Source organism: Cupriavidus sp. GW822-FHT02D05 (assembly GCF_058802485.1).
The window spans coordinates 26,966-49,398 of record NZ_JBXAOE010000020.1 but is presented as its reverse complement, the minus strand read 5'-3'; the positions used below and the strand labels follow the sequence as shown (position 1 = coordinate 49,398).

19 protein-coding genes and 1 pseudogene are annotated in these 22,433 nt (G+C 65.8%); 10 read left to right on the top strand and 10 right to left on the bottom strand.

The window, feature by feature from the left end; all coding sequences use genetic code 11:
• Positions 1-50: 50 nt before the first annotated feature.
• The 3 genes from AC1RQK_RS25295 to AC1RQK_RS25285 are packed head-to-tail and all read right to left on the bottom strand — an operon-like array spanning position 51 to position 4,737.
• Positions 51-1,346, bottom strand: a complete 1,296-nt coding sequence (locus AC1RQK_RS25295) for a c-type cytochrome (RefSeq protein WP_492811837.1) — start codon at positions 1,344-1,346, stop codon at positions 51-53.
• Between the two features lie 8 nt (positions 1,347-1,354).
• The gene (locus AC1RQK_RS25290) at positions 1,355-1,906 is read right to left on the bottom strand and encodes a (2Fe-2S)-binding protein (RefSeq protein ID WP_150985035.1); all 552 of its coding nucleotides are present in this window, start codon (positions 1,904-1,906) and stop codon (positions 1,355-1,357) included.
• The gene (locus AC1RQK_RS25285; protein ID WP_492811737.1) at positions 1,903-4,737 is read right to left on the bottom strand and encodes a xanthine dehydrogenase family protein molybdopterin-binding subunit; all 2,835 of its coding nucleotides are present in this window, start codon (positions 4,735-4,737) and stop codon (positions 1,903-1,905) included. The genes AC1RQK_RS25290 and AC1RQK_RS25285 overlap by 4 nt, the downstream gene beginning before the upstream one ends.
• Positions 4,738-5,190: 453 nt before the next feature.
• On the opposite strand from AC1RQK_RS25285, the gene AC1RQK_RS25280 reads away from it, so the two are divergent.
• The 3 genes from AC1RQK_RS25280 (at position 5,191) to AC1RQK_RS25270 (ending at position 9,328) form a co-directional block, all read left to right on the top strand.
• Entirely contained in the window at positions 5,191-6,090 is a 900-nt protein-coding gene (locus AC1RQK_RS25280; RefSeq protein WP_492371759.1) for a LysR family transcriptional regulator, read from the top strand.
• Between the two features lie 160 nt (positions 6,091-6,250).
• Positions 6,251-8,227, top strand: coding sequence for an aconitase family protein (locus AC1RQK_RS25275; RefSeq protein ID WP_492811735.1), 1,977 nt, complete (start codon positions 6,251-6,253; stop codon positions 8,225-8,227).
• Positions 8,228-8,317: 90 nt separating this feature from the next.
• Complete coding sequence (locus tag AC1RQK_RS25270; protein ID WP_492811733.1) at positions 8,318-9,328, top strand: Bug family tripartite tricarboxylate transporter substrate binding protein; 1,011 nt, start codon at positions 8,318-8,320, stop codon at positions 9,326-9,328.
• 446 nt (positions 9,329-9,774) lie between these two features.
• Here the strand turns inward: AC1RQK_RS25270 and AC1RQK_RS25265 are convergent, their stop codons facing one another.
• From AC1RQK_RS25265 to AC1RQK_RS25250, 4 genes are read right to left on the bottom strand one after another with little or no spacing between them, the layout of a single operon-like run.
• Positions 9,775-10,086, bottom strand: coding sequence for a non-heme iron oxygenase ferredoxin subunit (locus AC1RQK_RS25265; protein WP_492371756.1), 312 nt, complete (start codon positions 10,084-10,086; stop codon positions 9,775-9,777).
• 8 nt (positions 10,087-10,094) lie between these two features.
• The gene (locus AC1RQK_RS25260) at positions 10,095-10,568 is read right to left on the bottom strand and encodes an aromatic-ring-hydroxylating dioxygenase subunit beta (RefSeq protein ID WP_492811731.1); all 474 of its coding nucleotides are present in this window, start codon (positions 10,566-10,568) and stop codon (positions 10,095-10,097) included.
• 3 nt (positions 10,569-10,571) lie between these two features.
• Entirely contained in the window at positions 10,572-11,828 is a 1,257-nt protein-coding gene (locus AC1RQK_RS25255; protein WP_492811729.1) for an aromatic ring-hydroxylating dioxygenase subunit alpha, read from the bottom strand.
• A gap of 40 nt (positions 11,829-11,868) precedes the next feature.
• Positions 11,869-12,855, bottom strand: a complete 987-nt coding sequence (locus AC1RQK_RS25250; protein WP_492811727.1) for a 2Fe-2S iron-sulfur cluster-binding protein — start codon at positions 12,853-12,855, stop codon at positions 11,869-11,871.
• Between the two features lie 128 nt (positions 12,856-12,983).
• Here AC1RQK_RS25250 and AC1RQK_RS25245 point away from each other — a divergent pair, with 128 nt between their 5' ends.
• The 3 genes and pseudogenes from AC1RQK_RS25245 (at position 12,984) to AC1RQK_RS25235 (ending at position 14,567) form a co-directional block, all read left to right on the top strand.
• Positions 12,984-13,886, top strand: a complete 903-nt coding sequence (locus AC1RQK_RS25245; protein WP_492811725.1) for a LysR family transcriptional regulator — start codon at positions 12,984-12,986, stop codon at positions 13,884-13,886.
• A gap of 116 nt (positions 13,887-14,002) precedes the next feature.
• A pseudogene (locus AC1RQK_RS25240) lies at positions 14,003-14,257 on the top strand (type II toxin-antitoxin system RelE family toxin); the annotation flags it as partial.
• Positions 14,241-14,567 (top strand): helix-turn-helix domain-containing protein, encoded by a 327-nt coding sequence (locus AC1RQK_RS25235; RefSeq protein ID WP_492811723.1) that lies wholly within the window; start codon positions 14,241-14,243, stop codon positions 14,565-14,567. The pseudogene AC1RQK_RS25240 and the gene AC1RQK_RS25235, both read left to right, overlap by 17 nt.
• 41 nt (positions 14,568-14,608) lie before the next feature.
• Here the strand turns inward: AC1RQK_RS25235 and AC1RQK_RS25230 are convergent, their stop codons facing one another.
• Positions 14,609-15,502, bottom strand: a complete 894-nt coding sequence (locus tag AC1RQK_RS25230) for a LysR family transcriptional regulator (RefSeq protein ID WP_492811721.1) — start codon at positions 15,500-15,502, stop codon at positions 14,609-14,611.
• Positions 15,503-15,620: 118 nt separating this feature from the next.
• Here AC1RQK_RS25230 and AC1RQK_RS25225 point away from each other — a divergent pair, with 118 nt between their 5' ends.
• From AC1RQK_RS25225 to AC1RQK_RS25210, 4 genes are read left to right on the top strand one after another with little or no spacing between them, the layout of a single operon-like run.
• Positions 15,621-17,726, top strand: a complete 2,106-nt coding sequence (locus AC1RQK_RS25225) for an FUSC family protein (RefSeq protein ID WP_492811719.1) — start codon at positions 15,621-15,623, stop codon at positions 17,724-17,726.
• The gene (locus AC1RQK_RS25220) at positions 17,720-17,932 is read left to right on the top strand and encodes a DUF1656 domain-containing protein (RefSeq protein ID WP_492371750.1); all 213 of its coding nucleotides are present in this window, start codon (positions 17,720-17,722) and stop codon (positions 17,930-17,932) included. Before AC1RQK_RS25225 ends, AC1RQK_RS25220 begins: the two co-directional genes overlap by 7 nt.
• Complete coding sequence (locus AC1RQK_RS25215) at positions 17,929-18,846, top strand: efflux RND transporter periplasmic adaptor subunit (RefSeq protein ID WP_492371749.1); 918 nt, start codon at positions 17,929-17,931, stop codon at positions 18,844-18,846. The genes AC1RQK_RS25220 and AC1RQK_RS25215 overlap by 4 nt, the downstream gene beginning before the upstream one ends.
• Positions 18,843-20,294 (top strand): efflux transporter outer membrane subunit, encoded by a 1,452-nt coding sequence (locus tag AC1RQK_RS25210; RefSeq protein ID WP_492811717.1) that lies wholly within the window; start codon positions 18,843-18,845, stop codon positions 20,292-20,294. The genes AC1RQK_RS25215 and AC1RQK_RS25210 overlap by 4 nt, the downstream gene beginning before the upstream one ends.
• A 134-nt stretch (positions 20,295-20,428) precedes the next feature.
• Here the strand turns inward: AC1RQK_RS25210 and AC1RQK_RS25205 are convergent, their stop codons facing one another.
• The gene (locus tag AC1RQK_RS25205; RefSeq protein WP_492371747.1) at positions 20,429-20,680 is read right to left on the bottom strand and encodes a hypothetical protein; all 252 of its coding nucleotides are present in this window, start codon (positions 20,678-20,680) and stop codon (positions 20,429-20,431) included.
• Entirely contained in the window at positions 20,677-22,110 is a 1,434-nt protein-coding gene (locus tag AC1RQK_RS25200; protein ID WP_492811715.1) for a pyridoxal phosphate-dependent decarboxylase family protein, read from the bottom strand. Before AC1RQK_RS25200 ends, AC1RQK_RS25205 begins: the two co-directional genes overlap by 4 nt.
• Between the last annotated feature and the right edge of the window lie 323 nt (positions 22,111-22,433).

The window sequence follows — 22,433 nt, the reverse complement described above, 5'->3', positions numbered from 1 at the left end:
CGTCCCGTGAACCGGGCAGCGCGCCGGCACGTCCGCGCCGGCGCCCTCCCTCAATGGCCCTTGCCCGCTTCCGCGCGTAGCGCCTTCACCTTGTCCGCGCTCACGTCGCCGGGCTGTCCGCCATAGCTTGCCCGCAGGTAGTTAGCCAGGTCGGCCAGTTCCGTATCGCTCAGGCGCGAGGCAAAGCCCGGCATGTCCTGCATGCTCTCCAGCCCGGGGAATTTCTGCGCTTCGATGCCGTCGAGCATGGATACGATCAGGTTGTGCGGGTCGGCGTTGCGCACGGTGGAGTTGCCCAGCATCGCCACCGCCACGTGCGGCTTGCCCTCGCCCTCGCGGCCGTGGCAGCCGGCGCAGACGGCCAGGTATTGCTGGCGGCCGGGCTTGAACTGGGCCGCATCCGCGTTGGCCGGCTTGAGTGGCTGGGGCCGTGGCGGCTGGTCGCCAAGCAGGTAGGTCGACATGGCGGCAAGGTCGGCCTTGTTCAGGTACTGGCTGCTGAGATGGACCACGGGGAACATCTCGCCGTAAGCCGAGCCTTGCGGCGCCATGCCGGTGGCGAAGAAGGTCTGCAGGTCGGCGCCCGTCCAGCCCCGCGCGGCCAGGCCCGCCGGCGTGATGTCCGGCGCGGCCACGCGGCCGAGCGCTGCGCCGGCCAGTGGCTTGGCTGCGTCCAGGCGGCCGAACATGGCGCGCGGCGTGTGGCATTCGGCGCAGTGGCCCAGCGCGTTGGACAGGTAGCGGCCGCGCTGCCAGGCCGAGGTCTGGCCGGTGGAGGCATCGGGCAGCTGGTCTTTCAGGAACAGCAGGTTCCAGCCGACCAGCGCCACGCGCATGTTGTACGGGAAGCTCAGGTCGTGCGGCCGGTTGGCCACGGCGGCTGGCTTTAGCTGCATCAGGTAGGCGTACATCGCATCGGCGTCGCCGCGCGACAGGCCGCGGTACGAGGTATACGGCATGGCCGGGTAGAGGTGCTTGTCCGGCGTGACGCCATCATGCAGCGCCTTGTAGAAATCGTCGGCGCTCCACTTGCCGATGCCGTGGTCCTTGTCCGGCGTGATGTTGGTGCCGTAGAAGGTGCCGAACGGCGAGGCCAGTTCCACCCCGCCGGCAAACGGCGCACCCTGGGCGCTGGTATGGCAGGCGGCGCAATCGGCGGCGCGTACCAGGTAGCGCCCGCGCGCGATCTGGTCGGCGGGCGAGAGCCTGGCGGCGGGCTGCTGGTCGGCGGCAGTGTCGATCGGGGCGCCGTGGTCGCCGCAGCCAGCCAGCAGGGCCGCGCCCAGCGTGGCCAGGGTCGCCAGCGTGGTGCGCGCGTGTCGGAGGAAGTCGGGCTGGCTCATCATACTCATCATCACTTGTCTTCCTTTACCAGGCCCGGGGTGTTGACCACCACGTCCTTGACGGCTTCGAAGTAGCGCACATAGCCGGTGCAGCGGCAGATATGGTCGTTGAGCGCCGCGGTGATGGTCTCATCCACCTTGCCTCTGGCCACCGGCTGGCGCTTCAGGCGCTCCACCAGGATGGTCGCGCCGTTGACGAAGCCGGGCGTACAGTAGCCGCACTGGAAGCTGAAGTGCTCCAGGAACTTCTGCTGCACGGGCGAAAGCTCCACCACCTCGCCCTTGTCGTTGCGCTTGGCGTGGCCCTCCACCGTGCGCACCTTCTTGCCCTGGAAGTAATGCGCGCCGGTGATGCAGGCGCGCACTTCCTCGCTGGTGCCGTCGGCCTTGTCGTGGATCACCACGCAGGCGTGGCAGATACCCTGGCCGCAGCCCAGGCGCGACCCGGTGAGCGCAAGGTACTCGTGCAGGAAGTCGATCATCATCAGGCCTTCCGGCACATCGATGGGGCCAACGTCCTTGCCGTTGATATTGAGGGAAAGCGGTTGGGTGGCGAGGCTCATGCCAGGATCTCCTGAATCTTTTCGGCGCTGACCGGCAGGGCGGTGAAGCGATGGCCGATGGCATGCGCGATGCCGTTGACGATGGCGCCCACCACCGGAATCATCACCACTTCGGCGATGCCCTTGGGCGGATCGGTTTCGGATACGGGCGGCAGGACCGTCCCGGTTTGCGTCCATACGGCCACGTCGCTGGCGCGCGGCAACGCGTAGCGGTTGAAGTTCCAGGTGCCGTTGCCGGGCCCGTCCTCGTACAGCGGCAGGAACTCGTGCAGCGCATGGCCGATGCCCATGGCGAGGCCGCCCTGCAATTGCCCGGACACCAGCGCCGGCGACAATTGCGAGCCGCATTCCATGATGGAGTGATGGCTGAGGATTTCCACCTTGCCGCTGGCCGCATGCACGGACAGCTCCACCAGCGTGCCCACCGCGCTGTAGTAGGTCACGCTGGCGTTGTTGCGCTGGGTCGGCGCGATGTAGACCTTCTTGCGGTCCAGCACCTGGTAGCCGCCGCTGGTGGTCATGCGCGCCTTGCGCGCGGCGTCGGCGCCGTCGCCGTAGCGCACCGACAGCCCGTCGATGGGCAGCCGGGTGGCCGTGCCGTCGACGTCGAAGTCGGCTTCGGTCCATTGCCAGCGATTGAACACGTGCACCGTGGCGCCCGTGACCAGGCCGAGCTCGTGCGCCTTCTTGGCCAGTTGCTCGTAGGGCAGGGCTTGCAGGCCGCCGGCGGTGAGCTTGCCTTCGACCCAGCGCGCGTCCTCCACGCGCACCACCAGCGAGGCCGCCTGGCCGCCGCCAAAGCCCTGGCTCCAGATTGCCATGGCCGCCGGCCACAGCCCGTGCATGAAGACCACGCGGGCGGCTTCACGGGTGCTGTGGGTGAAGTAGTAGGCCGAGTTGGTCGCACTCGATGGCGACGCATACGCCGGCGACCAGCGTGGGTTGGCCGACAGCTTGTCCTGGTCGGCCTGGCTCATGATGTAGGGATCGCCGGTGGCGGTGACGGGCAGGTCGGGCCAGTCGGTGAGCGCCACGCGCACCTCGGTGGCGGGCTTGCCCAGCCAGCGCGCCACGGCCACCGCTTGCGAGGTGGACATGCCGGTGCCGATCTCCGCGCCGCAGTGATGCAGCGCGATGGTGCCGTCCGCGCGCATCTCCACCTTGGCGAACGAGGCCTCGGCGCCGGTGCCGAAGTCCTTCTGCACGCAGGCAAAGCCCACGCCGTAGCGCCGGCCGGGATGGCTGGCTTCAAAATCCGCTTTGCGCTTCGCGCGGTTGGTCCACAGCGGATGGGCCTTGGCCGCCTGCAGCACCTCATCCACGCGAATCGCGCCGGCAGGGATCGCGCCCTGCGTGTTCTTCATGCCAGAGCGCAGCGCGTTTTTCAGGCGGAACTCGATCGGGTCGAGCTTCAACTGCTCGGCGAACTCGTCGACCATCATCTCGGTCGCCGCCATGCTCTGCAGCGTGCCGTAGCCGCGCGCGGAGCCCGCGTCGATGGCGCGCGTGGCGATCGCCACCGCGGTCAGGTCATTCTTCGGGAAGTAATAGATCGACTGCGCCGCGGTGGCGCCCACCATCGCCACGGACGGCGAGAAGTTGGCGCGTCCGCCACCGTTGGCCTCGAAGTCGCCCTGGAACGACTGGAACAGCCCGGTGTTCTTGTCCACCGCAATGCGGTAGCGCATCTTGAAGGCGTGGCGCTTGATCGAGGTCTGGAACTGCTCATAGCGGTCGTTGGCCAGCCGCACCGGCTTGCCGTCGGCGTAGAGCGCCGTCACTAGGCCGTAGAAGGGGAAGTTGTAGTGATCCTTGGAGCCGTAGCCCACGGTGTAGCAGGGATGGACAAACACCTGCCTGACCGGGAACGCGCCTTTGGCCTTGGCCATCATCTCCGCCGTGCTGTCGCCGACTTCGATGGGCGACTGGGTCGGCACCACCATGTGCAGCGCCTGGGTGCTGGCGTCGTACCAGCAGTTGGCGTTGTCCGGTTCCAGCGCGGCGGTGTCGATGGACTGCGTGTTGTACTCGCGCTCCAGCACCAGCCAGTCAGCCGGCGGCTGGTCCAGCTGCTGGCGGATCTGCCCGGCATGGAACATGCCTTGCTCGCCAAGCTGGCCGTGGTCCTTGCCATCGGGCCAGACCGGCTCGTGCTTGCGCATCATGCTGGGGAACAGCGGCGCGTTTTTCAGGCTGGAGAACACGTCGTCGTCGAACGGCGTCTCGCCGCCCACCCGCACAAAGCGGAACGTGCCCCACGGATCGCGCTCCAGCGGGCCGGTCTCGGCGCCGTAGCGGATGATCTCGTCGTGGAACTTGAGCTTGTCCTTGGCAAAGCGGAAGCGGGCGAAGTCGTGATAGATCAGGATGGCCACGGCGTGGCCGAGATAGGCCGGCGTCTTGCCTTCCGGCAGCAGCATGTCCTCGCCGTAGAAGGCGGGAAAGGCCACGCCGTCGCGCGCCAGGTCGGCGGCGGTGACCACGCGGTCGGGCTTGAGATCGTCACCCAGCAGCGCCAGGTCGAAGCCCGCATAGCTGCGGTCCGCCCTGGTGGCGCGCAGGATGAAGGCATGCGATTGCGCCTTGGGCCAGTGCGGCATGTCGCGCGAGCGGATATCGCGCGCGAAGACCTTGTCGCCGGTGACCTTGGCCATGCCGTCGATGCGGAACCTGGGGGCGCCGGTCTTGGGGTCCCACTGGACCGGGGTCAGGATTTTTTCTTCGAACAGGGCTGCGAAGGCCTTGCCGCCGATCGGTGCGATATACACCGACACCCCGGCCACGACGCTGGCTTTCAGGAAAGTGCGGCGCGTTGGGCTGAAGTTAGCCATGGATTTTCCTTGAGAATGCGCGGATGCCGCCGCAGCGGCGTCCGGGCGAGATACGCGGCCTGATGCGTCCGGCCTGGGCGGCCGGGCGAACGAGACGGGAGAAACCGGAAGGCGGGGGGCAGCGGCAATCGAGGTCTCCGTGCATGAGGGCGCGGGCACGAAGTACGGCACCGGCGCGGATTACGACGCAAGACTGGGCTGGTGATCTGTGGGGCAATGCAAGGTTTTATTCTAGGCGTGGAAGTGCACGCCGGGGCGCGGATTCTGCGCCGTCAGGGGTGCGGTAGCAACAGGGCGGGCTGAATAATGCTTATCACGGTCGTGTCATTCCGTTTGGGGTGACATTGAGGTAGCGCATTGTGCGGAGCACAAATCCACGTCGCGCCGGCGTGCCACGCCTGCGATCGCCGTCCGCCGTCGCCTGCAATGCCTGATCGTTGTAGCATCGCTGCCATGGACAACCTGCTCAGAAAACTCGACCTGACCTCGCTGCGGCTGTTCGTTGCCGTTTGCCAGGAACAGAACATTGCCCGCGCCGCCGAGCGCGAATTCATTGCGCCGTCGGCGGTCAGCCGCCGCATTGCCGAAATCGAGGCGCTGATCGGCTTGCCGGTGATCGAGCGGCATCCGCGCGGCATCACGGTGACGGCGGTGGGCGAGACGGTGCTGCGGCATGCGCTGGCCATCATTGGCAATATCGAGGCGCTCGGCGCGGAACTGTCGCGTTTTACCTCCGGCGCGCGCGGCAACGTGCGCCTGGTGTGCAACCTTGGCGCCATCGTGCAGTTCCTGCCTGAGGACCTGGCTGCCTTTGGGCGCGTGTATCCCGATATCGGCATCGAACTGGAGGAGCAGCACAGCCCCGAGGTGCTGCGCATGGTGGGCGAGCGCAGCGCGGACTTCGGCATCTGCAATGCGATCCAGGGCGTGGAGCAATTTGTCTCGCTGCCTTACCGGGAGGACCAGCTTTGCGTGCTGGTGCCGCGCGGGCATGCGCTGGCATCGGCGCAGCAGGTGAGCTTTGCGGACTTGCTGGGCGAGACCTTCGTCGCGCTGCGCGATGAGAGTGCGTTGAGCCGCCTGCTGGCGGAGCAGGCGGCGCGCTTGAACGAGGCGCTCAAGATCAAGATCCGGGTGGCGAGCCTGGATGCCTTGTGCCGCATGGTGCACGTCGGGCTAGGGATTGCTGTCGTGCCGAGGCAGGTGGGCGAGCTTTACCTGAACACCCTGGACGTGGTGGCGCGGCCGCTATCGGACCCCTGGGCGACACGGCAACTGGTGGTGGTGTTTCACTCCCGGGAGCATCTCTCGGCGAGTGCCTTGGCCTTGGTCGGCTTTCTTTGCCGGGAATAGGAACAAGGTGGGAGTAAGGTGCGAATAAGGTGGGCAAAGCGAAGCGAGCGTGGGCAAATAGCCAGCCGTCGCAAACCGAGATGCCTGCCATGCCGACTGCGCACTTTGCCCCGGCGGCGCCAAACCATATAGTGGGATCACCACAACGAGAAACCCCGCAATGGAAGCCACCATCCGCTTCGATGGCCGCGTGCTGTACCTGTCGCAAGACCCCGCCTGCGTGCGCGCCCAGCTCGACGGCAAGCCGATGACCCGGGCCGAGGCCGGCCCGCTGCGCGACAACATCTCCACCGATGAGATCACGCCCGTCACGATCATGCTTACCTACGATGAGCGTCTGGGGCAATTCCCCTACGTGGGGTTCCAGGCGGGGGGCGAGCAGCCGATCGGCCGCGATGCCATCCGCAACGGCGGCTTTGCCGTCACGGTGGCGGGCAAGCGCTATGGCAAGGGCTCCTCGCGCGAGTCCAGCCCGCTGGCGGAGCTGTCGGCCGGCATCCGCCTGATCGTGGCGGAGAGCTTCGAGCGCATCTACCAGCAGAACTGCGACAACATCGGCATCCTGACCACCACGGATTTCACCGTGCTCGACCGCGTGCTGGCGGGCGAGGCGATTCCCATCGAGGCCTTCCTGACCGGGCGCGATGCGCTGACCCAGCAGGTGATCCGTGCCGGCGGCCTGCTGGCCTATAGCCGCGCGGCAAGCTGGCCGGCGGCGGGCGAGGGCGCGCAGGGCACGGAGGCAAATGAGGCAACCGGCAATGCCGCACCGCGCACCTTGGTGGAAAAGATCATCGCCCGCCATCTGCTCCCTGGCACGCCGAGCGCTGAGCGCGGCCAGGGCGTGTTCGTGGCGGCGGACTGGCGCTTCTCGCACGATTACTTCACCGGCATGTGCGCGCACCTGATGCACCGCGCGTTCGGCAAGCCGGCAACGTTGCACGAGCCGGATCACATCATCGCGTTCCAGGATCACCTGGTGCTGGCGGCCCAGAGCTTCCCGCATGTGCGCGACGGCTTGTTGCCAGGGGTGGCCAACCTGATGCAGGGACATAGCCGTTTTGCGCACGACTACCCGGTGCGCTCGCATCACGCGCTTGCGGGCGAAACACCGGGCTCGGAAGGCATTTGCCATGCGCTGATGGCCGAGCAATACGCGCTGCCGGGGCAGGTGGTGGTGGGCACCGATTCGCACACGCCGCATTCCGGCGCGCTCGGCTGCCTGGCGTTCGGCGCGGGCGCCACCGATGTCGCCAATAGCTGGGTCACGGGCTACGTGCGCTGCAAGGTGCCGGAAACCCTGCGCGTGGAGGTGGAGGGCGAGCTGGCCGAGGGCGTGACGGCCAAGGACATCGTGCTCTACCTGCTGCAGATGGAAGCAATCCGCTCGGGCGGCGCCATCGGCGTGGTGTTCGAGTATGCCGGCAGCACGGTGCGCGCCTTGTCAATCGACGAGCGCGCCACGCTGACCAATATGGTCGCCGAGCTGGGCGGCTTCACCGGCATCGTCGAGCCAGACGACAAGACCGTGGCCTTCCTGAAGGCGCGGCGAGGCGTCGATTTTGCGATCGAGGACTGGATGCGCAGCGACGCAGGCGCAACCTACCGCGACGTGATCCGCATCGACGCCGGCGTCATCGCGCCCATGGTGGCGCGCCCCGGAGACCCCGGCAATGGCATCGCGGCCAACACGCTGGATGCGCCGGTGCCGGTGGACATTGCCTACGGTGGGTCCTGCACCGCAGGCAAGCGGGAGGATTTCGACTACTACCACGAGGTGCTGCGCTGGGGCCTGGAGCATGGCCTCAAGGTGTCGCCCCGCACCCAGCTGTTCCTGCAGTTCGGCACCCTCGGCGTGAAGGCCTACTGCGAAGCGCGCGGCTATATGGACACCTTCGCTGCCGCCGGCGCCACGCTGGTCATGCCGGGATGCGGCTCGTGCGCCAACTGCGGGCCGGGTGCTTCCACCACCAGCGAGCAGGTCACCATCAGCGCCATCAACCGCAATTTCCCCGGCCGCTCGGGGCCGGGCCAGGTCTGGCTGGCCAGTCCTTATACGGTGGCCGCGAGCGCGCTGGCGGGGCAGATCAGCACATTCGGGCAATTGCAGGCAAGCCGCGCCGCCCCCGCACCCTAGCAGCACACCCCGGCGTCCGCGCGCAAGCGGGGGCGCGGCGGCATCCATAGCCGGGCGACAGATCCCGGCAGCCATCCACAGGAGACAACGATGTTCCCCAATACCTCGCGCGTCCTGCGCGCGGCGGGGCGGCTGCTTGCCGTCGCCGCCATCGCATTCCCCGTCATCGGCGCGCACGCCGTACATGCAGCGCACGCTGCGGACAAGTATCCCGCCAAGACCGTGCGCCTGATCGTGCCCAACTCGCCGGGCTCCACCGCCGACGTGGTGGCGCGCGTGGTGGCCGAGGGCATGGGCCAGGACCTCGGGCAACCGTTCTACGTGGAGAACCTTCCCGGTGCGGCGGGCATCCCCGGCACGCGGCAACTCGTATCCGCCGCTGCGGACGGCTACACGCTTGCGGTGGTGTCGTCCAACCATGCCATCAACCCGGGCCTGTACCGCAATATTCCCTATGACAGCGTGAAGGACATCACTGCCGTAGGGCTGATCGGCACCACCCCGCTGGTGCTGGTGGTGGGCGCGGGCTCGCCGTACAAGACCGTGCAGGAACTGCTCGCGGCGGCGCGGGCGCATCCGGGCAGCCTGAGCTACGGCTCGTCAGGCAAAGGCAGCGTGCTGCATCTGGCGGGAGAGCTGCTTAAATCGAAGGCCGGCATCGATATGCTGCACGTACCCTACAAGGGCGTGAACACGTTGATGACCGATGTGCTCGGCGGACAGATCAACGCTGCGTTCCTGGCCACGCCGTCAGCCCTGCCGCAGATCAAGGCCGGCAAGCTGCGAGCGCTGGCGGTCAGCACGCCGGCGCGGCTCGACAGCCTGCCGGCGGTGCCGACCCTGGCGGAATCGGGCGTCAAGGACTATGCCTACGATGCCTGGATCGCGCTGGTCGGTCCCGCCGGGTTGCCCAAGGACGTCGCCGCCCGGCTACGGCAGGCGCTGGTCAAGGCGCTGGCCGCGCCCAAGGCGCGGGAGCTGTTCGCCGCGCAGGGCTTTGTCGTGAAGAACGGCAATGGCGAAGAGACGGCCCGTCTCATCCGCGACGAACTGGGCAGGAGCCAGGCACTGATCAAGAGCGCGTCGATCGTGGTGGAGTGAAGGCGCAGCCGTCACGAATTTGCAAGCGATGCCATTCGTCGCGGGCGCGGTGGCACCGCTTTGACAATCCCGAGACCTTGACCACCGCGCCCGCCCCACCACGAAACCATTGGCGGGCGCAGTGTCGTGGTGCTTCGCGCCGGTAACGGCAGATTGGCGAATGGGCACGGATTCCGCTACCGGGGGCCGCACCACGCATCCCGGAAATTGGCAGCGTCGTGGCCCGAAAGTGTCAACCATGTCCTCGCACACCTGTCACCTATGTCCCCGGTCTATACACCGACGCAAAGAAGAGTGACCGGCAGCCCCCGCAGGGGGATGTCGTATGGCACTTGGGTGCTTAAACCAACGCCGACGAAGTAAACAGCGACACCCCCAGCAGGGCAATGTCGTAAGGCACCTTGGGCGCAAAATGCCAACACCGCTCAAAAAAACAGCAACACCCTCTATACCTCCACAAACACCTCCCCATTCTCAACCCTCACATCAAACACCTCAATATCACTAGTCAGCGGCTCACACATCGCCCGCCCGGTGCGCACATCGAACTTGCCCTGATGCAGCGGGCATTCGATTTCGTGCCCATCGAGAAAGCCATCGCACAGGCGCGCGTTGCCGTGGCTGCAAGCGTTGTCCGTAGCGTAGACTTCGCCGTCCACGCTATACAGGGCGATCTCCCTGCCCCCCGCATTGACTGCCACGACATCATCCTTGGGAATTGCGACCAGCTGTATCACTTGAATCCACTGCTTCGACATGGCACACCTCAAATCGGATAAATGATGGAATTGGCGATCATTTCGCTATCGAATACACATAGCCGGGACTCGAACTTCAAGCCCTCCCCGGTGCGCCGGATCACATCTATATAGCGGCCCACGTTGTACACGGTGGATTGCCCATCCGGCTTGATGCGAAAGACGGCGTAGCTGGCCTCGGCGTCGATCCGCTCCGCATCGGCCTTCAGGATTCGCGGGATGCCGACCACATGCCGCTGATAGTAAGGATCATGGAAGATGGTTTCGGTCGCCCCGTAGATGCGGTCCTTGAGCATGCCGCGGCTCTCGAAGGAAAGCGTGGCAAGCGGAAAGCCGCCATCGTAGTTCTCGCGCGGTTGCAACTTGTAGACGCACGCCTCGGTGAAAAAGTCCGGCCACTTCTCCCATTCATTGTTGTCAAGCGCCGCAGCGTAATCCGCATACAGCGCCAGCACTTGCGAGTAGGTTTCAAAGTCGAGCATGTCTCAGGCCTCCATCACGCGGCGCCAGTAGTTGTACATCCCGCGGATCAGCGTCTCGGTCACCATGTGGTCCGTGTCGCCGATCTCGCGCCCGCCGAGTTCCGCCACCGTCCGGTGGAACGGCTTTTGCTCGAAGCCTTGCTGGGAGAACTCGATCACCTCGCCGTCGTCGGCCGAGACAAAGCCGGCCGGGCCGAACAGGTTGGCCTGGCGCAGCCGGCGCCGGGTCATGTCGGCATCGTCGCCCTCGAAGCCGAAGTGCGTCCACACGAAGTTGAACGAGCCGTGGCCGGTGGGCTGGATATGCCGCGTCGACACCGAGTTGACCTGCTGCTGGATGATCACGCTGGGGAACAGCGTCATCATCACCGCCGTGGGCTCTCCCCACCAGGGTTCCTGCACCACGTCGAGGAAGCGGTCGTCATGCAGGCTCATCTGCTCCTTGAAGCTGGACACGCCGCTGGTGACATCGCCCTTGCCGCCCTGGCCGCGCGTGGAGATCATCGCGGCGTGGCGGAAATGCTCGTCCATCTTGAGCGCCGACTTGTTGTCGGCGCGCCAGAGCCCGAAGGTCACGAACCACGTGTGCAGCAATCCCGGGTGATACGGGTCTTTGATGTTCTCCTGCATCAGCTTCCAGTTGCCGGGAATCTGCTGGCGGCTATAGCCGAGGATGGTCAGCTTGCGGCCGTCGAAGACACGGTCGAAGTAGGCCAGGATGGTCGGGCCGAGATAGTCCTCCAGTGCCGGCACCTCATGGTCGAACGAGGCGAAGATCACGCCGTTGCGGCGCGCCACCTTGAGCTTGGTCAGGCCGTGTGCCTTCGGGTCGAAGTCGGCAGGCATGCCGCCATTGACTTTGCCGTCGAGCTTGACACCGCGCCGGAACGGCACGCCGACCAGGTTGCCCTTGAGGTCATAGTTCCACTGGTGATAGGGGCAGGTGAAGTCCTTGCGGTTGCCGGAGCGCTCGCGGCAGAACTGCACGCCGCGATGCGCGCATACGTTCTCCACCACGTAGATATTGCCATCCGCCGCGCGGCTGGCAATGACCGAGCGCTCGCCGATGACGGTGCGCTTGAAGTCGCCGGCGTTCGGGATTTCCGCTTCCAGCCCGATGTAGCACCAGTGGCCGGAGTAGAAGAAGCGCTCCAGCTCCTGCCGGTAGACGTCGTCATCGGTATAGGCCCAGAAGGGGATCCGGCTGGAGCCTTCGTCCTTCCATTCTTTTTTCTTGAATACAACAGCTTGCTCGCGCATGGTTTGTCTCCGCGATGTTCGTGATGTGGGGCTCAACGGGTCAGACGCCGCTGGCGTGGAAAGCGTCGGCATGGATGTGGTCGGGGTCCATGCCTCTTTGGCGGAGCAGGATGGAGGCGGCGTCGACCATGACCGGGGCGCCCGCCAGGTAGGCGCGCCAGCCCTGCATGTTTGCCCAGTCGTCGGCCACCGCCTTGGTCACCACGCCGCCCCGGTAGCCGTTGCCGTCGCCGGCCGATGCCACCACCACGTGCACATGCATTGCCGCATGGCGCGCCTGCAGCTCGCGCAGCCATTCCAGGCCATAGAGGTCGGCATGCGTGCGAACACCAAAGTAGACGTGCACCTCGTTGCGCATGCCGCCGTCGAGCATGCCGCGCAGGATCGACAGGATCGGGGCTAGCCCGGTGCCGCCCGCGATGCAGATCACGGGCCCGTCGAACTTGCGCCGCAGGTACGCCGTGCCCAGCGGGCCGGCAACGCGGATGGCGTCGCCAACCTTGAGTTCCGACGCCACATAGGACGTCACGCGCCCGTCGGGCACCAGCCGGATATGGAATTCGAGCTCGTCGGCGCCGTGCGCCACCGCCATCGAATAAGGCCGGATATGGCGCGGCGTGAACTGCAGCGTGGCGTACTGTCCCGGCGAGAAGTCGAGCGGCTTGGGAATTGCCACGCGGACCCGCTTGATGTCATGGGTCAGGTCGTCCAGGGCGGTCACGGTGCCCTTGAGGATCCTGGCGGGATGCACCACGACCTCGTCGAGTTCCGGGATCTCGATCGCGCAGCTCTCCACCAGCGTGGTCTGGCACGCCAGCACCGACTGGCCGGCGGCCATGGGCGCGCGCGAATCCTCGGGGCCGCTCGCCTGGGTGCGGCCGGCCAGGACCTTGCAGCGGCAGGTGCCGCAGCGCCCCGCCATGCAGCTATATGAGATGGGCACCTGGTTGGCCCGCAGCACGTCCAGCAGGTTGTCGCCGGCTTGCGCGTGCAGCGTCCTGTCCAATGGGTGGATGGATACTTCCATGGGGGCGTCTCCAGCTAGTTCTTCTTGGCATCCGTTTGCCGATGGGCGTATGTTGGCGCCGAAGGTAGAATTAATAAATAGAAGGAAGGTGATACGTCATATCACTGTGAGTGATAAAGGGGGCTGGGATGGAGTTGCGGGAGATCGACCTGAACCTGCTGGTCGTGTTCAATGAACTGCTGCGCCTGAGGCGGGTGTCCGCCGTGGCCGAAACGCTAGGCACTTCGCAGCCGGCCATCAGCAACGCGCTCAATCGTCTGCGCAAGCTGCTGGGCGACGAGCTGTTCCTGCGGACCTCCAAGGGCATGGTGCCCACGCCGTTCGCGGAGAACCTGGCGGAGCCGATCGGCTACGCGCTCGGCGCCATCCACAACACGCTCAATGCGCAGTCCGTGTTCGAGCCGGCCACCAGCGCGCGCGGCTTCACCATCGCCATGACGGATATCGGTGAGATCTATTTCCTGCCCGACCTGATGAAACGGCTGTCCGAGGTGGCGCCCGGCGTGACCATCAGCACGGTGCGCAACCACACGGTGAACTTGCGCGAGGAAATGGAAAGCGGCCGCGTCGACCTGGCGATCGGCTTCATGCCCGACCTCAAGGCCGGCTTCTTCCAGCGGCGGCTGTTCCGCCAGCGCTACGTCTGCCTGTTCCGCCAGGGCCATCCGCTGGCCCGCGAGGGCATGACCCTCAAGTCATTCAGCAGTGCCGAGCACGTAGCCATCGTCGCGGCAGGCACCGGGCACAGCATGGTGGACGAAGTGATCCAGCGCGCCGGCGTGCCGCGCCAGGTCCGCCTGCACGTCCCGCACTTCGTGGCGGTGGGCCATATCCTGCAGACGACCGAGCTGATCGCGGTGGTGCCGCAGGCCTATGCCGAGCGCACGTTAAAGCCCTTCGGGCTGGAGACGGCGCCGTGCCCGGTGAAGATCCCCGATATCGTGATCAACGTGCTCTGGCACGCCAGGAACAATCGGGAGCCGGCCAACCAATGGTTGCGGCAAGTGGTATTTGAGGAATTTTCGAGGTAGCGGTGCGCCAAAAATGGGCCCAAGGGAGCGGTGCTTAAGGCGCACATGATCGCGCTCTTTCAATGAGAGCTTGAGTTTGTTTCTGGAAACTTATAATTGACTTATAATTTGTACCCATGAACTCGATCAACTGGACCCTGAAAGCAGCCTGGCAACTCCGTAAGCTGGACCGCCAGCATCAACGGACTGTGGTGGATGCCGTTGGCGATCTGGCCGCAATGCCGGATTGTCAGAACGTGAAGGCCCTGGCGAAGCACGACTACGGGTACAGGCTTCGGGTCGGCAACTACCGGGTTCTGTTCGATTGGGACGGCGGCATCAAGATCGTCGAAATTCAGGAAGTGAGGAAACGCGATGAACGCACCTACCAACGTCCAAGTGATCAATGGGCCGGATGGGAATCCCGCCTTTGTGGTGATCCCCTACGCAGAGTATGTGGCCAGCCACACGAGCGAGCGCAATCTTGTGCCGCATGATGTGGTTACGCGCACCGTCGGCGATGCGAGCCCCGCCCGGGCCTGGCGGGAACACCTGGGCTTGACCCAGGCCGAGGTTGCCGAGCGTCTTGGCATCTCGCAACCGGCATACGCGCAGCAGGAGCGCAGTGACAAACTGCGCAAGGCGTCGCGCGGAAAGATTGCTGCCGCCCTTGGCATTGCTGCCGCCCAGCTGGATTTCTGACGAGGCGCATCCGCACTGGCGGCAAACGCGCCGGTCCGCGCTTACGCCCCCAGCACTTCCTCGCAAACCGAAAACCACGCCCGCGCCGCATGCGACAGGTAGTGGCCCGGCGACCAGATATGGGCGAGCGCCCAGTCCATGGCCGGCTCCGTCAGCCGTGCCACGGCGAGCTTGTCGCGGATATCGAGCTTGTCCAGCAGCGGTTGCGGCAGGAAGGTGGTGCCCAGCCCGGCCGCGGCCATCGAGGCGAGGAAGTCCCAGTGCCCGCTTTGCGCCACGATGCGGGGCTCAAGCCTGGCGTCGAGAAAGGCCTGCCGAAGTTTGCGGGTCAGGGAGAAGTCTTCGGTCAGCATCAGCAGGGGCTCGTCGCGCAGCGCGGCCAGGGTAACGGTCTTGCCCTTGGCCCAGCTGGCCTTGCGGGGGCCCGCGACCCAGATCGGGTATTTGGCGAACTCGCGCGTGGCCAGTTCCAGGCCGCTGTCCCGGGGCAGTACGGTGGCGCCGACTTCGAGTTCGCCACTGGCCACTTGCTGCTCCACCATATGGCCGCCGTGTTCGGCCAGGCTGAGCTCCAGGTTGGGATAGCGCTGGCGGAAAGCGCTGACGGCCGGCGAGAAGAACAGGTTGGCCATGGGCGGAATCCCCACGGTCAGCTGGCCACGGCCTAGCGACGAGAGATCGGCCACTTCCAGCGTAAGCCGGTGCACCACGCCAAGCGCTTCCTGCCCGCGCTCATAGACCACGCGCCCCACGTCGGTCAGCCGCACCTGCTTGCCTTCGCGGATCAGCAGTGGCTGGCCGATCTCGTCTTCCAGTTGCCGCACCATCTTGCTGATGGTGGATTGCGTGACGAACAGGGACGTCGCCGCCTGGGTGAAGCTTTTCAGGCGAACGGTTTCAACGAAGTAGCGCAGGGCGCGGATGTCGATGGGCATTGGGTGCTTCCTTTCCCATGAAAAAATCGAATGTGATTTGCAATTTTAAATCATGTGAGGAATGTCTGCCAGTTGGCTACACTTCGGGCCTACGCTCTTTCCAATGGATATTCGCGTCATGGCTAGCTGGCCCAGCGCACGACAGTGGCTCTTTTCACTGAAGGCGTTTGCCGCCTCGATGCTAGCGCTCTATATCGCGCTCGCGCTGGGTTTGCCCCGCCCTTACTGGGCCATGGCAACCGTCTATTTTGTTTCTCACCCGCTGACCGGCGCCACCCGCTCCAAGGCCGCTTATCGCGTGGCGGGCACGGTGCTTGGCGCGACGGCCGCGGTGGTCACGGTGCCGTTGCTGGTCAATGCGCCGGTGTTGCTGATGGCCGCGATCGCCCTGTGGACGGGAGGCTTGCTCTATTTCTCGCTGCTGCAGCGCACGCCGCGCAGCTATGTCTTCCTGCTGGCCGCCTATACGCTGCCGATCGTGGCGCTGCCGGCGGTCAGCGAGCCGGCGCAAGTCTTCGACATCGCCGTGGCGCGCATCGAGGAGATCGTCATCGGCATCCTGTGCGCCGGCATGGTGGGCGCCATCGTCTTCCCGGCCAAGGTAGCGCCCGCGCTGCGCGCCCGCTCCGCCACCTGGCTGGCCGACGCGGCATTGTGGGCCACCGACATGTTGTCCGCCGATCCTGATGCCAATGCCACGCGCCACGGCAGCCGCCACCGGCTGGCCGCCGACATCCTCGCGCTGGACCAGCTCATCACCCAGCTCTCCTACGACACGGAAAGCGCGCACACGCTGCGCCACGCCCGCGCCTTGCGCGAGCGGATGACGATGCTGCTGCCCGTGCTGTCCTCGCTGGCCGGCGTGCTGCAGGCATTGCGGCGCCACGCCGAGGGCATACCCGATAGCCTGGCGCGCCATATGGCCGCCATGTCTGCGTGGATTCGCGCGGGCTTCGACGGCCCCGCGCCCGCGCTGGAACCGGAAGCGCTCCCGTGGGCGGACTATGCGCGCGCGCCGGGCTGGCATGGCGGGCTGGTCGCCACCGCCAACGATCAGCTGCGCACGCTGGCCGCGCTTTGCGAAGACTGCCACGCCCTGCAGCATGGCATTGGCGACCAGGCGGCCAGCGCCGCCGCGCCCTCCGTGCGCGCGCTTGGGCGCGGCGCCGAGCGCGCGGACCGGGCGCATCACCACGATCACGCCATGCTGCTGTTCTATGCCTGCTCCACCAGCCTGGCGGTGTTTTGCGCGGGCATGCTTTGGATCGCCTCGGGATGGGAGGACGGCGCGGGATCGGTCGCGGTGGCGTCCATCGCCTGCTGCTTCTTTGCCACCATCGAGGAGCCCCGGCCGGTCGCGCATTCGTTCTTGCGCTGGAGCGGATTTTGCTTCGCCGTATCGTCGTTCTACCTGTTCCTGGTGGTGCCGAACGCGCACAACTTCGAAACCCTGGTGGGTATGCTGGCGTTGCCCTACATGGGCATCGGCATGCTGATATCGCGGCCCGGCTTCAACCTGATCGCCATGCTGCTGTCGGTCAATACGGCGTCGTTCGCCAATGTGCAGAGCGTCTACGACACGAATTTCCTGACCACCTTCAACGGCAGCCTGGCCAGCATTGGCGGCATGCTGTTCGCGCCTTTGTGGGCCATGGCGACGCGGCCGTTCGGCGCGCGCGTGGCGGCGCACCGGCTGATCCGCGCGAGCTGGAAGGACCTGGCGCAAGCCGCCACGCGGCGCGAGCCGGACGAACACGCCCGGCTCGGCGGCCGCATGCTGGACCGGCTCAGCCAACTGGTGCCACGACTTGCGGCCAGCGATGACAAGATGGCTTCGGATGGCTTTGCCGAGTTGCAGGTCGGGTTTGGCGCGCTGGCGCTGCAGCGCAGCCTGCCCGGGCAGCGCCCGGCCGCGCGCCGCGCCGTGGCCAGGGTGCTCAACGCGGTTGCCTTGCATTTCCGCGCGCGCCTGAAGGCCGGCCACGCGATGGCGCCGCCGGATGCGCTATCCGAGCGGATCGACAAGGCGCTGCGCGAGGTGGCCATGCAAAGCGGCGCGTCGCAAAGTCCCGGCGAGCATGCGCGCAGTGCGCTGGGCGCGCTGATTGCGTTGCGGGTCACGCTGTATCCGACGCAGACGCAGGCACTGCCGCAAGCCGCGGCGCCGCAGGTGCAGTTGTCGCGGGCCGTGCCAATCCCGTTACGCGCGGAGCCCCGATGCTAAGCGCGGAAATCGATCTCTACGGCGTCTTCGTGCCCGGCTTGCTGGCGTTGATGCTCCTCACCTTCGTCATCACCGCCTGCCTGCGTGCGGCCCTTGCGCGCGCAGGCTTTTACCGGCTGGTCTGGCACCGGTCGCTTTTTAATCTGGCTCTTTACGTCATCGTGCTGGGTGGCGTGGCCGCCATGGCCCGCTGGCCGCAATCATGAAATTCAAGTTCCGTTTGCTGGTCCCCGTGATGTTGACGCTGCTGGCCACCGTGGCCGCGCTCTTTGTCGGCAAGCATCTGTGGGATTACTACACCGTGGCGCCATGGACGCGCGACGGCCACGTGCGGGCCGACGTGGTGCAGGTTGCGCCGGATGTCTCGGGGCTGGTGACGCAGATACTCGTCAAGGACAACCAGCGCGTGCGGCGCGGGCAGGTGCTGTTCGTGATCGACCAGGACCGCTACCAGCTGGCGTTGCAGCAGGCCATGGCGAGTGCCGCCGCGCAGCGCGCCACGCTGGCGCAGGCGCGCCGGGAGGCCATCCGCAGCCACGCCTTGTCCGAGGTGGTTGCCACCGAGGTGGTGGAAGAAGGGCAGGCGCGGGTGCAGCAGGGCGAGGCGGCGCTGGCGCAAGCGGAGGCGGCGGTGGCGCTGGCCAGGCTCAACCTCGCCCGGACCCGGGTGGCCAGCCCGGTGGATGGTTTTCTCAACGACCGCCTGCCGCGCCTGGGCGACTACGTGGCTACGGGCCGGCCGGTATTGTCGATGGTCGACCTGAACTCCTTCCACGTCGAAGGCTATTTCGAGGAAACCAAGCTGGGGGGCATCCGCATCGGCAACCCGGTCTCCGTGCGCATCATGGGCGAGCGCACGATCCTGCACGGCCATGTGCAGAGCATCGCCGCCGGCATCGAGGACCGCGACCGCAGCAATGGCGCCAACCTGTTGCCCAATGTGAACCCCACGTTCAACTGGGTGCGGCTGGCGCAGCGTGTGCCGGTGCGCATCGCGCTGGACGACGTGCCGGCGGATGTGCGGCTGGTGTCGGGCCGCACGGCGACGGTCTCCGTGGCCCAGCCGCGCAAGACCATCGCCGTGCTGCGCGACGAGACCACGGAGGAGGGCGCGCAATGAGCAAGCTCAGCCTTGCCCTGCTGCCAGCACTGGCCCCGTTGCTGTTCGCCTGCACCACCGTGGGCCCTGACTACCACGTGCCGGAGCAGGCGGCCGTGCGTGCGCCAGAGGCCAACGGCCCCTTGCTCGGCACGGATGGCCCGGCCGTCTCGGCGGCGCCGGTCCCGGACGACTGGTGGCGCCTGTACGACGACCCCAAGCTCGATGCACTGGTGCAGCAGGCGCTCAGCGCCAATACCAGCCTGCGCGTGGCCGCCGCCAACCTGCGCCGGGCGCTGGCGGCCTATCACGAGGTGGAAGCGGAGAACCTGCCGCAGGCGGCCTTCTCCGCCAAGGCCGAACGCGCGCAGATCGCGGGCGAGAGCTTCCTGCTCAAGGAGAAGGTGCCGGTCTTCAACCTGGGCGATGTCGGCTTCTCGGTGTCGTATCTGGTGGACTTCTTCGGCAAGCTGGCCCGCGCCGACGAGGCCGCGCTGGCCAGCGCGCAGGCAAGCCAGGCCGCGCTGGACATGGCGCGCGTGAGCGTGGTCGCGCAAACCGTGCGCGCCTATGTGCAGGGTTGCGCCGCCACGCACGAGCTGGCGGTGGCGCAGCAGCAGCTCGCGCTGCAGACGCGCGGCGTGGAGATCGCCGGCAAGATGGTAGCCGCCGGCCGTGGCCAGCCTGCCGACATGCTGCGCGCCCGCGCGCAGGCCGAGACCTTGCGCGCGGCATTGCCGCGTTTCAAGGCGCAGAAGGAGGGCGCGGCCTACCGGCTCGCCGTCATGCTGGGCCAGCCGCCGGCAGCGTTGCCGCAAGCCGTATCCGAATGTCATGAGGAGCCGACGCTGCGCCAGGCGATGCCCGTTGGCGACGGTGCCGCGCTGCTCAAGCGCCGCCCCGATATCCGCCAGGCGGAGCGCGAGCTGGCAGCGGCCACGGCGAAGATTGGCGTGGCCACCGCCGATCTCTATCCCTCGGTCCGCATCGGTGCGTCGGCCGGCCTGAGCGGCATCCTGAGCGATCTCGGCACCGGCCCGACCGCGCATTGGGGCATGGGCCCGCTGATCACCTGGAACCTGCCCACCAATGGCGTGCGCCCGCGCATCCACGGCATGGAGGCTGGCGCGGACGCGGCACTCGCCCGCTTCGACGGCGTGGTGCTCAAGGCGCTGGAGGAGACGCAGAGTGCGCTAAGCGCCTACACGCGCGAGCTGGAGCGCAACCAGTCCTTGCGCGTGGCGCGCGACGATGCCAATGAAGTTGCACGCCAGCACCGGCTGCTGTACCAGTCCGGCCGCGTGCCGTATTTGTCCAGCCTGGATGCCGACCGCACGCTTGCCGGGGCCGAGGCAGCACTGGCGGCGTCGGACAGCCAGGTGGCCCTCAACCAGATCAACCTGTTCCTGGCGCTGGGCGGCGGCTGGCAGAACAGCCCGAAGGTGGCAGAGCGTGCCCCGATGGAATAGGGTTTGACAAAGACTACCCTCCTCTTGTCTGCGGCACGGAAATGCGTACTCTCCGCAGAATCTGCTCTGTCGAGTGCTCGGGATGCTTAGCGGAATCCTTCATTTGCTGGAACTTTTACCCGAACATAGCTCAGTCAGCGCGTTTCCATACGATTTTCCGGGTTCCGCCCGTTGCCACCAATAGTTAAGTATCCCTCTGGTGCAGGGCCGTAAGGCTCCGATGGCTTGTCTGCGTCAATACTCCTGACCGACACCAACGTCCAGCCACCAATGAGTTGCTGTCTCAACGAGCTGGACTTTTCCGCCACAGAGCATGACAACATCACTGGCAGCAGAATGCTCACCAGCCATACGATGCCGTGACGTTTGGCAATGAATGTCGTCATAGCGTTTTCCGTGAGCATCTGAACGTTGAACTGACTTGTCGCCAGCACGCTATGATCGAATCGGCGGAACGATCGATATCCTCTTCGGTCGTCGCCCAGGAAATGACAGAGAAGCGCATCACAAGACGATCATGCCAGGTAGCCTCGGCAACGTAGCAAGTCCCTGCAGCCTGGATGTTTTCGATGGTGGCCCTCGTCAAATGATCACGGCGCTCAAGTGGCTCCCCCACGCCGAACTGTACGACAAACTGATTCAGCTCCACCTGATTGAGTACCGACACACCGGCTTCGGATGTCAGGCGCTTCGCCATGCGTCTGGCGAAAAGACAGTGCCGTTCGATCATTGCTGCAATGCCACGCCGTCCGAACGCGCGGATAAGTGCCCAGGTCGCGAAGCCGCGCGCACGTCTTGAAAGTTCGGGTACGTAGTGAAAGGGCTCCCTGCATTCCCCGCCTGCTGTCGGCAGATAGCTCGCTTCGTACGCCATCGCGCGCCGATGGGCATCCGAGTCCCGGACGATCGCGTACCCACAATCGTAGGGTGTCTGAAGCCACTTGTGGCCATCGGTCGCCCAGGAGTCCGCTTGCTCAACGCCCGCGGTCAACTGGGCTAACGCCGGGCACGCGCGCGCCCACAAGCCAAACGCACCGTCGACGTGAAGCCATCCACCATAGCGATGAACGACGTCCGCAATTTCATTGAACGGATCGAATGCACCTGTGTTGATTTGACCGGCCTGCGCGATGACGATGAGCGGCCCGCCGCACAATGCCAACGCACTGGACAGGGCGGGAACCAACATGCGGCCTGCATCATCCGTCGGGATTCGCATGACACGATCGTGGCCAAGTCCCAGATAGCGCAACACGGCAAAGATCGCGGCATGCGCATCGTTGCCGATGCATACATCGACCGGCGGCGCGCCGAACAAGCCATCTGCGTCGGCATTCCAGCCCGCCAGGTGCAATACTTTGCTCCTCGCCGCAGCGAGGCAAACGAAACTTGCCATCGTCGCACCCGTCGTGAAGCCTATCGAGCAGTCCGTGGGTAGCGCTAGCAAATCCAGAAGCCATGCTGACGCGACTTGCTCGGCGACGGCACCTGCGGGGGACCCGTGGTAGCTCCCACTGTTCTGCCCCCACATACTTGTCATCCAATCGACCGCAACGCCGACTGGATGAGAGCCTCCCATGACCTTTGCAAAGAACCGAGGCCCTGCCGCCCCCATGAGGCCGGCATCTACCCCTGCGGCCAGTTGCTTGATGACTTCGGTAGCTGTCACCCCTTCTTCCGGCGTTGGTACGTACAACGCCGCCCACAATTCTTCGAAGCTAGCTGTCGCCGCGGGGTGTCGGGACGCGCGGGAGTCATGAAAAGCGAGGGCCCGCGAATACGCCTGATCGAATGCGGCGCGAAACTCGTCTGTCATGGTGCCCCCTCTTGCGCGTCAAGCCTTTTATTTATAGCCGCTGGGGAATGCAAATTATAGGCAATTCTGCCCGCCAGGAATGTTGGGTATTGGCCGATGCAGCCGCCCAATCCGGCGACCGCTTTCGACCGAGGCACGGTCAGTTGACAGCCAATAGCGAATGACGTTTCCCGACTGCGGATTCAACCGGTCGAGCCGTCAGAAGTTCAACGGCAGGTTTGAACCCCACACCGGACACGTTCGAGAGGGAGACGCACACGTGCCTTGCTTCGTTTCGTCCATCTGGCCTGATATTTGTTAGACATTGGCGCAGCACCTGCCAT

Excerpts from the sequence above, each read along its gene's own strand:
- AC1RQK_RS25295 (WP_492811837.1), bottom strand. The coding sequence starts at position 1,346 with ATGATGAGCCAGCCCGACTTCCTCCGACACGCGCGCACCACGCTGGCG.
- AC1RQK_RS25290 (WP_150985035.1), bottom strand. The coding sequence starts at position 1,906 with ATGAGCCTCGCCACCCAACCGCTTTCCCTCAATATCAACGGCAAGGAC.
- AC1RQK_RS25285 (WP_492811737.1), bottom strand. The coding sequence starts at position 4,737 with ATGGCTAACTTCAGCCCAACGCGCCGCACTTTCCTGAAAGCCAGCGTC.
- AC1RQK_RS25280 (WP_492371759.1), top strand. The coding sequence starts at position 5,191 with ATGGACAACCTGCTCAGAAAACTCGACCTGACCTCGCTGCGGCTGTTC.
- AC1RQK_RS25275 (WP_492811735.1), top strand. The coding sequence starts at position 6,251 with ATGGAAGCCACCATCCGCTTCGATGGCCGCGTGCTGTACCTGTCGCAA.
- AC1RQK_RS25270 (WP_492811733.1), top strand. The coding sequence starts at position 8,318 with ATGTTCCCCAATACCTCGCGCGTCCTGCGCGCGGCGGGGCGGCTGCTT.
- AC1RQK_RS25265 (WP_492371756.1), bottom strand. The coding sequence starts at position 10,086 with ATGTCGAAGCAGTGGATTCAAGTGATACAGCTGGTCGCAATTCCCAAG.
- AC1RQK_RS25260 (WP_492811731.1), bottom strand. The coding sequence starts at position 10,568 with ATGCTCGACTTTGAAACCTACTCGCAAGTGCTGGCGCTGTATGCGGAT.
- AC1RQK_RS25255 (WP_492811729.1), bottom strand. The coding sequence starts at position 11,828 with ATGCGCGAGCAAGCTGTTGTATTCAAGAAAAAAGAATGGAAGGACGAA.
- AC1RQK_RS25250 (WP_492811727.1), bottom strand. The coding sequence starts at position 12,855 with ATGGAAGTATCCATCCACCCATTGGACAGGACGCTGCACGCGCAAGCC.
- AC1RQK_RS25245 (WP_492811725.1), top strand. The coding sequence starts at position 12,984 with ATGGAGTTGCGGGAGATCGACCTGAACCTGCTGGTCGTGTTCAATGAA.
- AC1RQK_RS25235 (WP_492811723.1), top strand. The coding sequence starts at position 14,241 with ATGAACGCACCTACCAACGTCCAAGTGATCAATGGGCCGGATGGGAAT.
- AC1RQK_RS25230 (WP_492811721.1), bottom strand. The coding sequence starts at position 15,502 with ATGCCCATCGACATCCGCGCCCTGCGCTACTTCGTTGAAACCGTTCGC.
- AC1RQK_RS25225 (WP_492811719.1), top strand. The coding sequence starts at position 15,621 with ATGGCTAGCTGGCCCAGCGCACGACAGTGGCTCTTTTCACTGAAGGCG.
- AC1RQK_RS25220 (WP_492371750.1), top strand. The coding sequence starts at position 17,720 with ATGCTAAGCGCGGAAATCGATCTCTACGGCGTCTTCGTGCCCGGCTTG.
- AC1RQK_RS25215 (WP_492371749.1), top strand. The coding sequence starts at position 17,929 with ATGAAATTCAAGTTCCGTTTGCTGGTCCCCGTGATGTTGACGCTGCTG.
- AC1RQK_RS25210 (WP_492811717.1), top strand. The coding sequence starts at position 18,843 with ATGAGCAAGCTCAGCCTTGCCCTGCTGCCAGCACTGGCCCCGTTGCTG.
- AC1RQK_RS25205 (WP_492371747.1), bottom strand. The coding sequence starts at position 20,680 with ATGACGACATTCATTGCCAAACGTCACGGCATCGTATGGCTGGTGAGC.
- AC1RQK_RS25200 (WP_492811715.1), bottom strand. The coding sequence starts at position 22,110 with ATGACAGACGAGTTTCGCGCCGCATTCGATCAGGCGTATTCGCGGGCC.